At 65.1% G+C, this 14,683-nt stretch carries 11 protein-coding genes; 9 read left to right on the top strand and 2 right to left on the bottom strand.

Going from position 1 to position 14,683, the window contains the following annotated elements; genetic code table 11:
* Window positions 1-29: 29 nt before the first annotated feature.
* Window positions 30-1,643: an ABC-F family ATP-binding cassette domain-containing protein gene (locus JQ592_RS09915; RefSeq protein ID WP_211402689.1), complete on the top strand. Its 1,614-nt coding sequence runs from the start codon at window positions 30-32 to the stop codon at window positions 1,641-1,643.
* Window positions 1,644-1,814: 171 nt separating this feature from the next.
* On the opposite strand, the gene JQ592_RS09910 is transcribed toward JQ592_RS09915, so the two are convergent.
* Entirely contained in the window at window positions 1,815-3,143 is a 1,329-nt protein-coding gene (locus tag JQ592_RS09910; RefSeq protein ID WP_211402688.1) for a dicarboxylate/amino acid:cation symporter, read from the bottom strand.
* A gap of 141 nt (window positions 3,144-3,284) precedes the next feature.
* On the opposite strand from JQ592_RS09910, the gene JQ592_RS09905 reads away from it, so the two are divergent.
* The 3 genes from JQ592_RS09905 (at window position 3,285) to JQ592_RS09895 (ending at window position 6,390) form a co-directional block, all read left to right on the top strand.
* The gene (locus JQ592_RS09905) at window positions 3,285-4,604 is read left to right on the top strand and encodes a solute carrier family 23 protein (protein ID WP_211402687.1); all 1,320 of its coding nucleotides are present in this window, start codon (window positions 3,285-3,287) and stop codon (window positions 4,602-4,604) included.
* Between the two features lie 73 nt (window positions 4,605-4,677).
* Window positions 4,678-5,514: an SDR family oxidoreductase gene (locus JQ592_RS09900; RefSeq protein ID WP_211402686.1), complete on the top strand. Its 837-nt coding sequence runs from the start codon at window positions 4,678-4,680 to the stop codon at window positions 5,512-5,514.
* A gap of 69 nt (window positions 5,515-5,583) precedes the next feature.
* Window positions 5,584-6,390 (top strand): NAD-dependent protein deacetylase, encoded by an 807-nt coding sequence (locus JQ592_RS09895; RefSeq protein WP_246820337.1) that lies wholly within the window; start codon window positions 5,584-5,586, stop codon window positions 6,388-6,390.
* 65 nt (window positions 6,391-6,455) lie between these two features.
* On the opposite strand, the gene JQ592_RS09890 is transcribed toward JQ592_RS09895, so the two are convergent.
* The gene (locus tag JQ592_RS09890) at window positions 6,456-7,553 is read right to left on the bottom strand and encodes a hypothetical protein (RefSeq protein WP_211402685.1); all 1,098 of its coding nucleotides are present in this window, start codon (window positions 7,551-7,553) and stop codon (window positions 6,456-6,458) included.
* Window positions 7,554-7,807: 254 nt separating this feature from the next.
* Here JQ592_RS09890 and JQ592_RS09885 point away from each other — a divergent pair, with 254 nt between their 5' ends.
* From JQ592_RS09885 to JQ592_RS09865, 5 genes are read left to right on the top strand one after another with little or no spacing between them, the layout of a single operon-like run.
* Entirely contained in the window at window positions 7,808-9,892 is a 2,085-nt protein-coding gene (locus JQ592_RS09885; protein ID WP_211402684.1) for a hydantoinase/oxoprolinase family protein, read from the top strand.
* A gap of 2 nt (window positions 9,893-9,894) precedes the next feature.
* Window positions 9,895-11,553 carry a hydantoinase B/oxoprolinase family protein gene (locus JQ592_RS09880; RefSeq protein WP_211402683.1) on the top strand — a complete coding sequence of 553 codons (1,659 nt, stop codon included), beginning with the start codon at window positions 9,895-9,897 and terminating at the stop codon, window positions 11,551-11,553.
* A gap of 33 nt (window positions 11,554-11,586) precedes the next feature.
* On the top strand, window positions 11,587-12,588 hold the full coding sequence (locus JQ592_RS09875; protein ID WP_211402682.1) for a TRAP transporter substrate-binding protein: 1,002 nt from the start codon (window positions 11,587-11,589) through the stop codon (window positions 12,586-12,588).
* 10 nt (window positions 12,589-12,598) lie between these two features.
* A complete protein-coding gene (locus JQ592_RS09870; RefSeq protein ID WP_211402681.1) occupies window positions 12,599-13,192 on the top strand; it encodes a TRAP transporter small permease subunit in 594 nt (197 codons plus the stop codon).
* A gap of 31 nt (window positions 13,193-13,223) precedes the next feature.
* Window positions 13,224-14,528 carry a TRAP transporter large permease gene (locus JQ592_RS09865; RefSeq protein ID WP_211402680.1) on the top strand — a complete coding sequence of 435 codons (1,305 nt, stop codon included), beginning with the start codon at window positions 13,224-13,226 and terminating at the stop codon, window positions 14,526-14,528.
* Window positions 14,529-14,683 lie beyond the last annotated feature (155 nt).

Below are 14,683 nucleotides of genomic sequence, written 5' to 3'. Positions count from 1 at the left end.
GCTCATCCGCCTTGCCCCCGGGGAATTCCATGCCTGCTTCAATCATTCTGTCGAACCTGTCGCTGTCCACGCCTGACGGCCGTCCTCTTCTTTCCAACATCGACCTGACATTCGCGTCCGAGCGCACGGGTCTCGTCGGCCGCAACGGCGTCGGGAAGACGACGTTGCTTGCGTCGATCTCAAGGGAACGTGTTCCCCAATCCGGGCGCGTTCTGATCAACGGCACCATCGGCCTGCTGCGCCAGGACGTGCAAGTGCTCGCGGGTGCGACCGTGGCCGATCTGTTCGGTGTGCGGCAGGCGCTGGAGTTGCTGCGCCGTGCCGAGCGGGGCGATGCCTCGGCCGACGAGGTCGCGGCGATCGACTGGACGCTCGAAGCGCGACTGGAGGCCGCCCTGGCGGGCCTCGGATTCGATCTTGCTCCCGATACGGATCTCTCCTGCCTGTCCGGCGGCCAGATCACGCGGGTTCGCCTTGCCGCGCTGGTGTTCGCCGAGCCCGACTTCCTCCTGCTGGACGAGCCCACCAACAATCTCGACCGGGACGGACGCAAGGCCGTGACCGATCTCCTAGCCGCCTGGCGCGGCGGGGCGATCCTGGTCAGCCACGATCGGGATCTGCTCGATACGATGGATGCGATCGTCGAGCTGACGTCGCTCGGCGCCAGGCGATACGGCGGCAACTGGAGCAGTTTTCGCGCGCAGAGGGCCGTCGAGCTCGCGGCAGTGAGGCACGATCTCGCGCATGCCGAGAGGCGCCTGTCCGAGATCGACGGTAAGGCGCAGGAGATCGCGGAGAGGAAAGCGCGCAAGGACAGCGGCGGCCGGAAGAAGCGTGCCAGGGGCGACATGCCGCGCATCCTCGCCGGCGCGCGTCGGGATCGCAGCGAAGACACTGGCGGCAAGGCCGCATTGATCGCCGAGCGGCGGCGTGCGGAGGCACTCGAGGCCGTCGACACGGCGCGCCGGCGCATCGAGATTCTCCAGCCGCTGTCGGTCAAGCTGCCCGCGACCGGCCTGCCGGCGGGCAGGGAGGTGCTTTCGCTCGAACGGATCAGCGCCGGCTATCGGCCGGAACGGCGGGTCCTGCGCGATCTTTCGCTTACGATCGCCGGACCGGAGCGGGTCGCGCTGGTCGGCCCGAACGGCTCCGGCAAGACGACGCTGCTGAAACTCATTGCGGGCGAACTGCGTCCGCTCACGGGCACCGTGAGGGTCAGGCCGGACTTCGCGTTGTTCGACCAGAAGGTCAGCCTGCTCGATCCCGCGATCTCCATCCTGGAGAATTTTGGACGTCTCAATCCGAAGGCGGGTGCGAATGAATGCCATGCTGCGCTGGCGCGGTTCATGTTTCGCGCCGATGCTGCCTTGCAGATCGTCGGACATCTCAGCGGCGGGCAGATGTTTCGCGCCGGCCTTGCCTGTGTGCTGGGCGGACAAACGCCGCCGTCTCTGTTGATCCTGGACGAGCCGACCAACCATCTCGACATCGAATCCATCGAGGCCGTTGAAGCAGGCTTGAGAGCTTATGACGGCGCGTTGCTTGTCGTCAGTCATGACGAGGCATTCTTGCAGGCGATCGGGACTACGCGGCGGCTTGATCTTGCCGCCAGAATGCCGCGCGACGATGGCGGGATCGACTGATCCCGCCTCTCGATCTTGGCGCGTTAGTGATTTTCAAAAACCCGACGCCCTGCCCCCAGCGCGTCGGGTGGAATGAATGAGTATCAATCAGTGATCCCAACACCGCTGTTGTGACTCGTGCCGCAGCAATTTTCTACTCCGGGAAACTACCGCGTCGGAGCGCGCGTGGGCTCACGCGCCGCCGCCCGGCTCCAGCGCCTCGCCGATCTCCAGCGGATGCGCCATGGTCTCGTGCAGCGCCTCGCGGTCGAGCTCGCCTTCGGAGATGCTGATGACGACGCAGGCGACGCCATTGCCGATCAGATTGGTCAGTGCGCGGCATTCGCTCATGAACTTGTCGATGCCGACCAGGATCGCGATCGACTGGATCGGGATGTCAGGGACGATCGACAGCGTCGCGGCGAGCGTGATGAAGCCGGCGCCGGTCACGCCGGAGGCGCCCTTGGAGGTGATCATGGCGATGCCGAGGATGCCGAGCTCCTGCCAGATGGTCAGATGCGTGTTGGTCGCCTGCGCCAGGAACAGCGTTGCCAGCGTCATATAGATGTTGGTGCCGTCGAGGTTGAAGCTGTAGCCGGTCGGAATCACGAGGCCGACCACCGAGCGCGAGGCACCGAGATGCTCCATCTTCTGGATCATCTGCGGCAGCACCGTCTCCGAGGACGAGGTGCCGAGCACGATCAAGAGCTCGTCCTTGATGTAGGCGATGAAGCGCAGGATCGAGAAGCCGGCGAGCCGGGCGATTGCGCCTAACACGATCAGCACGAACAGGATGCTGGTGAGATAGAACGTGCCGATCAGGGCTGCGAGATTGAGCAGCGAGCCGAGGCCGTAGGCGCCGACGGTGAACGCCATCGCGCCGAAGGCGCCGATCGGCGCCACGCGCACGATGATGCGGATGATGCCGAAGAACATCTTTGCGGCCTTGTCGATCGCCTCAGCGATGGGCTCGCCGGCCTTGCCGAGGAAGGCGATGGCGAAGCCGGAGAGAATCGAGATCAGCAGCACCTGGAGCAGGTCGCCGCGCGCAATCGCGCCGAGATAGCTGTCGGGAATGATCGCCATCAGATGAGCGACGATGCCCTCTTCCTTGGCCTTGGTGACGTAGGTCGCGACCGAGTTCGGGTCGATCGTAGCCGGATCGATGTTGAAGCCGTGTCCGGGCTGGAGAATTTCGCCGACCAGCAGGCCGACCGCGAGCGCGACGGTCGAGACCGTCTCGAAATAGATCAGCGACTTCAGCCCGACCCGGCCGACCCGCTTGAGATCGCCCATCGAGGAGATGCCGTGCACCACGGTGCAGAAGATGACAGGCGCGATCATCATCTTGATCAGCGCGATGAAGCCGTCGCCCAGCGGCTTCAAGGCCTTGCCGAGATCGGGATAGAAATAGCCGATGAGCACACCGAGCGCGATCGCGATCAGCACCTGCACATAGAGGATCTTGTACCAGGGCTGGTGCCGTCGGTGGACGGCTGGCTGGATCGCAATCTGTGTCATATGATGAGCCCCGGAACGCATTGCTCTTGCAAGATTTGAATCTTGCATGATTTGCATCATGTGATGGGCGCCGCAGAAGCGACAATCACATTTTTGTCGGATCGCACGAACATCGATCGCTGCACCGCAACTGGGGGGAACATGACGATCGCAACAGGCTCGGACGAGCAGGGGCAAGGCTATTTTCCGCGTTGGAAACTCAAGGCCTCGGGCGTGATCATGCCGGAGGAGCGGCTGTCATGGGGCCAGACCGTCATCTCCGGTCTCCAGCATTGCGTCGCGATGTCGGGCGCGACGATCATCGCGCCGCTGCTGATGGGGTTCGATCCCAATGTTGCGGTCCTGTTCTCCGGCGTCGGCACGCTGATCTTCTTCGTCATCGTCGCAGGGCGCGTGCCGAGCTATCTCGGCTCGAGCTTCGCCTTCATCGCCGTCGTCATCGCCGCCACCGGCTATGCCGGGCAGGGGCCGAACCCGAACATCTCCGTTGCGCTCGGCGGCATCATCGGGGCCGGCGTGTTATACGGCCTGATTTCGCTGATCGTGATGTGGTCTGGTGTCGGCTGGATCGAGCGGCTGTTGCCGCCGGCCGTCACCGGCGCTGTGGTCGCCGCGATCGGCCTCAACCTCGCGCCCGTGGCGGTCAAGGCAGTGAGCGCAGGCGCGTTCGACACCTGGATCGGGCTTGCGACCGTCCTGATCATCGGCGTAGTCGCCGTTGCAGCGCCAGGCCTGTGGCGCCGCCTGCCGATCATCCTCGGCGCGATCGGCGGATATCTCTTGTACTCGCTGTTCGCGAACGGCCTCGGCTTCGGCAAGCCGATCGACTTCACCCAGCTTTCGGCCGCGCCGTGGCTCGGCCTGCCGAGCTTCACCACGCCGACCTTTCAGGCCGATGCAATCTTTCTGATCGCGCCGGTTGCGGTCATTCTCGTCGCCGAGAATCTCGGGCACATCAAGGCCGTCGGCGCCATGACGGGCCGCAGTCTCGATGCCTATCTCGGCCGCGCCCTGTTCGCCGACAGCCTCGCGACGATCGTGGCGGCCTGCGGCGGCGGCACCGGCGTCACCACCTATGCCGAGAACATCGGCGTCATGGCGGCGACGAAGGTCTATTCGACCCTGCTGTTTGCGTTCGCAGCCACGGTGTCGATCCTGCTCGGCTTCTCGCCGAAATTCGGCGCGCTGATCCTATCGATCCCGGGTCCCGTCATCGGCGGCCTCTCGATCGTGCTGTTCGGATTGATCGCGGCGATGGCGGGGCGGATCTGGGTCGAGAACAAGGTCGACTTCGCAAACCCTGCGAACCTGATCACCGTCGCCGTGGCTTTGACCGCAGGCGCCGGAGATCTCACGCTCAAATTCGGGGCGTTCACGATCGGCGGGATCGGCACTGCGACCTTCGGCGCCATCATCCTCTACCAAGTACTGACCTCGCCGCTGGCGCGGCGCGCGGAGTGAATCCCTGCAATGCGCGGAAGGGATGGAACAAAACGCCGGTTCCATCCATGATGACGCATCCTGGAGAGAACACATGCCGCAAACCGAACGCTCACCCTCCTTTCCCTCGCGCCTCGTCGGCCAATACGCGCTGGTGACCGGCGCCTCGCAAGGCATCGGCCACGCCGTCGCCATCCGGCTGGCGCAGGAAGGCGCGACCGTCGCCATCAACTATTTCGATCACGCTGGAAGGGCCGAGGAGACGTTAGCCCTTGCGCGAACAGCATCGAGCGACCGCGGCCACGGCAGGCTCGATCACATCATCGTCAAGGCGGATGTCGGCAACGAGCAGGACATCGCGGCGATGTTCGAGACGGTTCTTGGGCGCTGGAAGCGCCTCGACTGTCTCGTCAACAATGCGGGCTTCCAGCGGGAGTCGCCGAGCGACGCACTCGACGTCGAAACCTATCGCCGCATCATCGACGTCAATCTGAACGGCGCCGTGCTCTGCGCGCAGAAGGCGCTGGCGCATTTCGTCGCGCGCGGCGGAGGCGGCAGCATCATCAATTGCTCGAGCGTCCACCAGATCATCCCGAAGCCGGGCTATCTCGCTTATTCCATCAGCAAGAGTGGTATGGCCGGTCTGACCCGCACGCTGGCGCTGGAGTTCGCCGGTCGCGGCATCCGCGTCAATGCGGTCGGCCCCGGCGCGATCGACACGCCGATCAACGCGGCCTGGACCGGCGATCCCGAAAAGCGCGGTGTCGTCACCAGCCACATTCCCATGGGCCGCGTCGGTACGCCGGAAGAGATCGCCGCCGTGTTCGCCTTCCTCGCCTCGGATGATGCCAGCTACATCACCGGGCAGACCATCTACGCCTGCGGAGGTGTGACGCTGTTTCCGGAGTTTCGCGAGAACTGGGCGAGCTAACTCGGGCCGCCGCGGGCGGGCCCGCGCGGCATCTGGCAGAATCCGCCGGCGCAGACTACATCATGCGCCATGGCAGATTCTCCCCTCCAGGATTTCGTCGGCCGGCACGAAAATCTATTCGTGCTGACCGGCGCAGGTTGCAGCACCAATTCTGGCATTCCCGACTACCGCGACAGAGACGGCAACTGGAAGCGGACGCAGCCGGTCAATTTCCAGGCCTTCATGTCGGACGCGCCTACGCGCCAGCGCTATTGGGCGCGCAGCCTGATCGGCTGGCGGCGGTTCGGCCAGGCGAAGCCGAATGATGCGCACCGGGCACTCGCTCGTCTGGAGGCGGGCGGGCGCTGCGAGATGCTGCTGACCCAGAACGTCGACCGGTTGCATCAATCCGCCGGCCACCGGCAGGTGATCGATTTGCATGGCCGGCTCGATCTCGTCCGCTGCATGGGCTGCGGGGCGAAGACGCCGCGGAGCGAATTCCAGGATAGGCTCGGCCGCGTGAACGCGGAGTGGCTGACGCTCGATGCCGCCGATGCGCCGGACGGCGACGCCGATCTTGAGCACGCGGAGTTCTCGTCATTCAAGGTGCCCCCTTGCGAAGCCTGCGGCGGCATTCTCAAGCCCGACGTGGTGTTCTTCGGCGAGAACGTGCCGCGCGACGTGGTCGCCACGGCGCAGGATCACCTGGCGCAGGCCGACGCGATGCTGATCGTCGGCTCGTCATTGATGGTCTATTCCGGATTTCGCTTCGTGCAGGCGGCCGCGAAACGGCAGATCCCGATCGCCGCGGTCAATCTCGGACGCACCCGCGCCGACGATCTCCTGACGCTGAAGGTCGAGGAGCGCTGCGAAGCGGCGCTTGCATTCCTGCTGTAAGGGCGCTCGACCGGGACGGCGGCAGTCCATCCGGCCTGTCGGCGACAGTTCGTCCGGACGGGACGTCAATTGGGAGTAGCCGCGTCCTTCGCGCGAAACGAGGAAAGGCCACGTTCGAAAAGCACCGCTTCCAGCTCGCGGCGCTGCTGTAATCCCTGCTGTTCAGGCCATAGCCGCTTCATGGCGCGGATCTGCTCAGCAACCTTGCTGTACTCGCGCTTTTCGATCAGGTCCTTGATGGCGCGCATTTCGGCGTAGCGTTCTCCCTGCGCGTCGAAGGACAGTCCCCGGTTGTAGGCGATCGACAGGAGCGCTCCGTACGAATCGGGAGGAAGCTCGCGGGCATTGGGCAGGCGCGCGGCAACCAGGGTCGACCAGCGTCCGATCTGCTTGCCGAACACCAGCACCGCGGCGTCCCAGTCGATCGTGATATCCCGGAGGCTTGGGAGGATGTCAGCTGCGCTCTGCCCCTTGAGCGGGATGGCGGCGGATAGCCGACTGAGGTCCGGTGCGGCGATCAAGCCGCCCCAGTCTTGAGTGAACTGAGGCACGGTGACGTAGCCGAGATCGTAGCCGATACCGATCGCAATGCCGCTATTGGCGCCGGGCCAGTTGGGGTTTGCATACTTCTTTTCATAGTTGGCCCGGCTCATGATCTCGAAGCTCAGGATCATGTCCAGCGCGCTCGCCGACAACTTTGGCGCCAGCGCGTCGGGAGCAGGGACGGTGCCGCTGTTGGGCACGGGGAGAACGGGAGCATCGGTTCTCGCGAGGATCTTTTCCACCAGGGTCTTGTCGGTAATGAGCCCGGTCTCGGCAAGGTATCGAATGTTCTTCCTGGATTGATCGACGTCGCCGACGCTGGCCATCTTCAGGATCAGTTCGTGCTCCTGCTTCTGGGTTTCCAGGTTCTTGCTGGTCTCGAATTTCTTGTTTTCCAGCTCGAGAGAGTTGCGGGTCTGCATCGTGGTGGCGACAACCGAACCGAATATGGTCAGGACGCCCGCCATCAGGGTCGTCGTCAGGGGTGAAAATGCGCGGGCGAACCAGCCGTTGTCCTTCAGCTTCTGTTCGAGCTCCAACCGCTTCAGCGGGAGCTCGTCTCGCCATCGTTGCTGTTCGAAAAGGAATTTGCGCTCTTCGAGCGAAACATCGTCGGTCATGCAAGTCACTCCTCGGAATGGCTGCTGCGCGAAAATAAGCACGAATGCAATCTTCGGTAAAGAACGTGCGGGTCGAGCAACGCTGCGAAGCGGTGCTTGCATTCCTGCTCTGATCGCGCAGGCGGCGAACACGCCTTGCCTATTGCATAGGTGCCGCGCAGAATGGCCGGGCGCAGCGTTGTCGGCATGCCTCATGGCACGGAAATTGCTGTGTTTTTGGACCCAGTCTTGACGATCAGCACGGAGAATTTGGAATGCTTGAGGGAGCCGAGGTGCGGCTTGCCGTGGATATCGGTGGCACGTTCACCGACATCGTGCTGGACGTAGGTTTGGACCGCAAAACGCGCAAGGTACTGACGACGCCGCAGCGCCCCGAGCAGGCGGTGCTGGACGGCATGCGCCTCATTCTCGCCGATGCGCGCGCCCATATCAGCGACATCGACGTCTTCATTCACGGCACGACGCTTGCGACCAACGCGATCATCGAGCGCCGCGGCGCCAAGACGGCGCTGATCGCGACCGACGGCTTCCGCGACGTGCTCGATATCGGCACCGAAAGCCGCTACGACCAGTACGATCTCAGCATCGACAAGCCGAAGCCGCTGGCGCCGCGCAGCCTCCGCTTCACCGTGCCCGAGCGTATCGACGCCCACGGGGCCGTCCGTCTCCCGCTGGACGAGACGGCAGTGCGCGCACTCGCGCCGAAATTGCGCGAGCTCGGCGTCGAGAGCGTGGCGATCGCCTTCCTGCACTCCTATGCCAATCCCGAGCACGAGCGGCGCGCGGCCGCGATCATCGGTGAAGAGATGCCCGGCATTTCGGTGACGGTGTCATCGGCCGTGTGCCCGGAGATCCGCGAATATGAGCGCACTTCCACGGCAGTTGCCAACGCCTATGTGCAGCCGTTGATCGACGGCTATCTCGCCCGCATGGCCGATGCCTTGCAGGTCGAGCAGTTTCGCGGCGCGATCTATCTCGTCACGTCAGGCGGCGGCGTCACCTCGATCGAGACGGCGCGGCGCTTCCCCGTGCGTCTCGTCGAATCCGGCCCGGCCGGCGGCGCGATCTTCGCGGCGCAGATCGCAGCACGGTTAGGGGAGAGCAAGGTGCTGTCCTTCGACATGGGCGGCACCACGGCAAAAATCTGCCTGATCGAAAAATACCAGCCGGAGACCTCACGCGTGTTCGAGGTCGACCGCGCCGCGCGCTTCCTCAAGGGCTCCGGCCTGCCGGTGCGCATTCCCGTGATCGAGATGGTCGAGATCGGCGCCGGCGGCGGCTCGATCGCCCATGTCGACGCGATGAAGCGCGTCACCGTCGGCCCGGAGAGCGCCTCGTCGGAGCCTGGCCCCGCCTGTTACGGTCGCGGCGGCCAGCGTCCGGCCGTGACGGATGCGGACGTCGCGCTCGGCATGATCGATCCCGATGCCTTTGCAGGCGGCACGATCAAGCTCGACCCGGAGCTGTCGAAACAGGCGCTGCTGCGCGATGTCGGTGAGGCACTCGGCCTGTCGGCGGAAACCGCCGCCTATGCCGTGCACGAGGTCGTCTGCGAGAACATGGCAAGCGCGGCGCGCGTGCATTCGGTCGAGCGTGGCGCCGTGGTCGGCCAGCACACGCTGATCGCCTTCGGCGGCGCCGCCCCGCTGCATGCGGCGCGCGTTGCCGAGAAGATCGGCGTCTCCCGCGTGATCGTGCCGTCGAATGCCGGCGTCGGCTCGGCGGTCGGATTCCTGGCGGCGCCCATCGCCTATGAGCTGGTGCGCAGCCGCCACGTCCGGCTCGACGATTTCGACACCAAGGCCGTCTCCGACCTCCTGCAGGAGATGGCGACCGAGGCGCGTGCGCTGGTCGAGCCCGGTGCTGCCGGCGCGCCGGTGCGCGAGCGCCGCGCGGCCTTCATGCGCTATGTCGGACAGGGCCACGAGATCACCGTCGAGTTGCCGAACCGGCCGCTGACCTCAGCCGATCTCGCCGGTCTGCGCCAGAAGTTCGAGACTGACTATTCCGCGATGTTCGAGCGTCCGATCCCGGGCGCGGCGATCGAAGTCTTGAGCTGGTCGGTGCTCGCGACCACCGAGGCGCGCAATCCGCCTGCCGTTGCTTCCGTCGCGCGCAAGCCCGCCGCCAAGGCGTCCGGCAGCCGCAAATTCTTCGATGGCCGGGCCGGGGAAGTGATCGAGATCCCGCTCTATCGCCGCGAGGACATGGCGCCGGGGGCGACCATCGCGGGCCCCGCGGTGATCGCGGAAGACGAGACCTCGACCTTCGTCTCCACCAGTTTCGACGCGCATATCGACGGTGCCGGCAGCATCGTCATGGAACGAAAGGCGGCCTGATCATGAGCAAGGCAAGCGGCGCGAGCCTGATCGACCTCCAGATCATGTGGCACCGGCTGATCGCCGTGGTCGAGGAGCAGGCGCAGGTGCTTTTGCGCACGGCGTTCAGCCCGATCGTGCGCGAATGCGGCGATCTCTCGGCCGGCGTATTTGACCTCAAGGGGCGGATGCTGGCGCAGGCGGTGACCGGCACGCCCGGCCACGTCAACTCGATGGCGGAATCGGTCAAGCACTTCATCGACCATTTTCCGCTGGAGACGATGAAGGAAGGTGACGCCTACATCACCAACGATCCCTGGATGGGCACCGGCCATCTCAACGATTTCGTCGTCACCACGCCCTGCTTCAAGAACGGCAAGATCGTCGCGCTGTTCTCCTGCACCAGCCATCTCATGGACATCGGCGGCATCGGCTTCGGGCCTGATGCCACCGACGTGTTCATGGAGGGGCTCTACATCCCCATGCTGAAGCTGATCGACCAGGGTGTCGTCAACGAGACGCTGATGGCGATGATCCGCACCAACACGCGGCTGCCGATCGACACCGAGGGCGACACCTATTCGCTCGCCGGCTGCAACGACGTCGGCTGCGAGCGGCTGGTCGAGATGATGACCGAGTTCGGCATCGACACGCTCGACGAACTCGGCGACTACATCTGCGACCGCTCGCGGGAGGCCGTGCTCGCCGAGATCGCCAAGCTGCCGAAGGGCAGCTGGCGCAACACCATGGTGGTGGACGGCTATGACGCGCCGGTGACGCTGGCGGCGACGCTGACGATCTCGGAGCAGGGCATCCACGTCGATTTCGACGGCACGTCAGTCGCCTCGAAGTTCGGCATCAACGTGCCCCTGTCCTACACCACGGCCTACACCGTGTTCGGCCTCGGCTGCGTCGTCGCCTCGCAGATTCCCAACAATGCCGGCTCGCTCTCGCCGCTGACGGTGTCGGCGCCGGCTGGTGCGATCCTCAATGCCCCGAAGCCGGCGCCCGTGGCGTCGCGCCACATCATCGGCCAGATGCTGCCCGACGTCGTGTTCGGCTGCCTGCGCCAGATCATTCCCGAGCGCGTGCCGGCGGAAGGCACCTCCTGCCTGTGGAATCTCAACGTGCGCGGCCAGACCCGCTCGGGCGTCGGCGGCAATTACGGGTTCTCGATGGCAGTCACAAGCAATGGCGGCACCGGCGCGCGCTTCGGCAAGGACGGGCTGTCCGCCACCGCCTATCCCAGCGGCGTGCGCGGCACGCCGGTCGAGATTGCGGAGACGCAGACGCCGCTGATCTTCTGGCGCAAGGAGCTGCGTCCGGATTCCGGCGGGGCAGGGCGCACCCGCGGCGGCCTCGGCCAGATCATCGAGGTCGGCAGCGGCGTCGATGCGCCGTTCGACATTCTCGCGGCGTTCGACCGCATCGATCATCCGCCGCGCGGCCGCGATGGCGGCCAGAACGGCGAGGCCGGCTATGTCGGCCTGAAATCCGGCAAGAAGCTGCGTGGCAAAGGTTTTCAGCAGGTGCCGCCGGACGATAGGCTGGTGGTGATGACGCCCGGCGGTGCCGGCATCGGCGATCCCAGGGAGCGTGATCGTGCGGCCGTCAATGACGACGTCGCGAGCGGTCTCGTGTCCTCGAACAATGCAGTTGCGGTTTATGGGTGTGCGCGTTGATGCATCAGCGCGCTTGGTAAATGGAGGGGGTTCATGATCACGCGACGTAATTTCACCGCGGGCGCAGCGACGCTGCTGGCCGCCGGCCACATCTCGACCCGCGCGCGGGCGGCGACGACGAGCTGGGACATGTCGACGGTCTGGCCGGACGGCAATTTCCACACCCAGAACGCGATGGCCTTCGCCGAAGAGGTGAAGAAGCAGAGCGGCGGTTCGGTCGCCATCACCGTGAAGGCGGGCGGCCAGCTCGGCTTCAAGGGCCCCGAGCATCTTCGCGCCGTGCGCGACGGCCTCGTGCCGCTCGCCGACGTCCTCAACATCCAGCAGGTCGGTGACGAGCCTTTCATGGGCGTCGAGAGCATCCCCTTCCTGTGCAGCTCGATGGACGAGCTCAAGGTGCTGCACAAATATGTGCGGCCCGAATACGAGAAGGTCGCCGCGCGCAACAACCAGAAGATCCTCTACATCGTGCCGTGGCCGACGCAATATCTGCACCTCAAGGTCAAGGTCGCCGACGTCGAGGGCCTGAAGAACATCAAGATCCGCGTGCCCGACAAGAACGCCGTCGACATGCTGGCCGTGGTCGGCATGGCGCCGGTGATGATCCCCTGGGGCGAGACCATTCCGGCGCTGGCATCGGGCGCCGTCTCGGGCGTCTCCACCTCGGCGGTGTCGGGCGTCGACGGCAAGTTCTGGGAATTTTTGAAATACGTCTATCCGACCAACCATGTCTGGTCGTCGCAGATGCTCACTGTCAATCTCGACTCCTGGAAGGCGCTCAGCGCCGACCAGCAGAAGCTCGTCTCTGATATCGCCGCGAAGATGGAGCCGGGCTTCTGGGCGAACTCGCTGAAGGCCGACGTCGACAGTCTCAGCCGGCTCAAGGAGGGCGGCATGGAGGTGGTGCCGGTCTCGGATGCGATGATGACGGACATCCGCGCCAAGACCGCGCCGCAGCTCGACGGCTTCCTCAAGCGCGTGCCGGCGGCCGACAAGCCGGTGCGGGCCTATCTCGCCGAAATGAAGCGCGGCTGAGGGCGGAGCCGTGGTGAGCGTTTCGCCCGAAGCACCGCAGAGCCTCAATGCAGCGGCGCCCGCGCCGCTGCGCATCGTCCTCGACGGCATCGATCGCCTCGGCCGGCTCGACGGCTGGATCGGCGGCGGTTGTCTGCTCATGCTGACGCTGTTGATGCTGTGTGAGGTCGCAACCCGCTTCCTCTCGAACTTCCTGCCGTTCTTCCCGCCGAGCATCTCGATCGCGTGGGAATACTCTTCTTACTTGATGGCGGCGTCCTTCACCTTCGGCGCCGCCATGACCTTGCGCGTCGGCGGCCACATCCGCGTCGTGCTGCTTCTGAAGAACGCGCCGGCGCCGGTGCAGCGCGCGCTCGAAATCCTCTCGGCCGCGGCCGGCTTCGCCTTCATGGCGTTCCTGACCTCGGCGATGGCGAAGTTCGCCTGGAGCGCGTTCGTGCGCGGCCAGGTCTCGACCTCGAGCGATACGCCGCTGTGGTTTCCGCAAGCCGTCGTCACCTTCGGCATGCTGCTGCTCACGCTCCAGTTCCTGGCGCGCGCGATCCAGGCCGTGCTCGGCCTGCCGCTGGAGGATCACCGCATGAAGGCCTCTCCCGTCGAATGACCGCCTTGCCCGCACCCGGATTCAAGATCGCATGACCATCGAAGTCCTCGCCCTGTTCGCGATCCTGTTTGCGCTGCTGGCCTGCGGCGTGTGGATCGGCCTCACGCTTGCGCTCACCGCGACGCTGCTGCTTGCGACGTTCCGCTCGATCCCGCTCGATAAGCTGCTACCGCAATATGCCTGGAACATCCTGACCACGCAGGAGCTCTTGGCGCTGCCGCTGTTCATCCTGATGGGCGAATTGCTGTTCCGCACCCGCCTGTCGCGTTCGCTGTTCCAGGGCCTGGCACCCTGGGCCGGGCTGCTGCCGGGCCGCCTGCTGCATGTGAACGTGATCGGCTGCACCATCTTCGCGGCGATCTCGGGCTCGTCGGCCGCGACCACGCAGGTGATCGGCCGCATGTCGCTGAACGAGCTGTTGCGCCGCGGCTACTCGCGCGACATCGCGATCGGCTCGCTCGCCGGCGCCGGCACGCTCGGCTTCCTGATTCCGCCGTCCAACATCATGATCATCTACGGCGTGCTCGGCGACGTCTCGATCTTGAAGCTTTTTACCGCAGGCGTTTTGCCCGGCCTGCTGCTCGCGGCGACCTTCATGGGCTGGGTGATGCTGCACACCAGCCTCAAGCCCGCGATGGTGCCGGAGACGGAAGCAAAGCTCTCGCGGGTGCCGTGGGGCGAACGCTTCGCCGCGCTGAAGGACCTCGCGCCGGCACTGTTCCTGATCGCCTGCGTGCTCGGCTCGATGTATGGCGGGCTCGCAACGCCCTCGGAGGCCGCCGCCGTCGGCGTGCTCGGCGCGGGGCTGGTGGCCTGGGCGCAGGGCTCGATGTCGCAGCAGGTGATGCGCGACGTGCTGATCGGCTCGGTCGTGACCTGCTCGATGATCGCGCTGATCGTGCTCGGCGCCTCGATCCTCGGCAATGCGGCGGCGTTCCTCGGTATTCCTCAGGCCGTCGCCGCCTTCGTCAAGGGGCTCGGCCTGTCGCCTTTCATGCTGATCGTGGTGCTGGTCATCTTCTACCTGATCCTCGGCTGCTTCCTCGACGGCTTCTCGATGATCGTGATGACGCTGCCGATCGTGCTACCGATCGTGAAGGGCGCCGGATTCGACGAGATCTGGTTCGGCATCTTCCTCGTGCTCGCGGTCGAGATGGCGCAGATCACGCCGCCAGTCGGCTTCAACCTGTTCGTGATCCAGGGGCTGACCGAAGACGGCCTCGGCTACATCGCGCGCGTCACGATGCCCTACCTGATGATCATGGTCGGCTTCGTGCTGCTGCTGACGCTCTGGCCCGGCATCGTCACGATCCTGCCGCGGGTGCTTTACGGATAGCTGTTTCGCTCCGATAGCGATCGAACGGTCAGCGCTGCTGTCGTTTCAATTCGCCCTCTGCGCCAATTCGCCCCCCGCGCGCATTCCGTCTTTGCACGTTCTGTGATCCGTCGTACGCTGTGCAAGCAGACGTGCGACAGCAATCACGGCAGTGA

This window comes from Bradyrhizobium iriomotense (assembly GCF_018129405.1).
GTDB lineage: Bacteria > Pseudomonadota > Alphaproteobacteria > Rhizobiales > Xanthobacteraceae > Bradyrhizobium > Bradyrhizobium iriomotense_B.
This window is presented reverse-complemented; position numbering and strand designations above follow the sequence as displayed.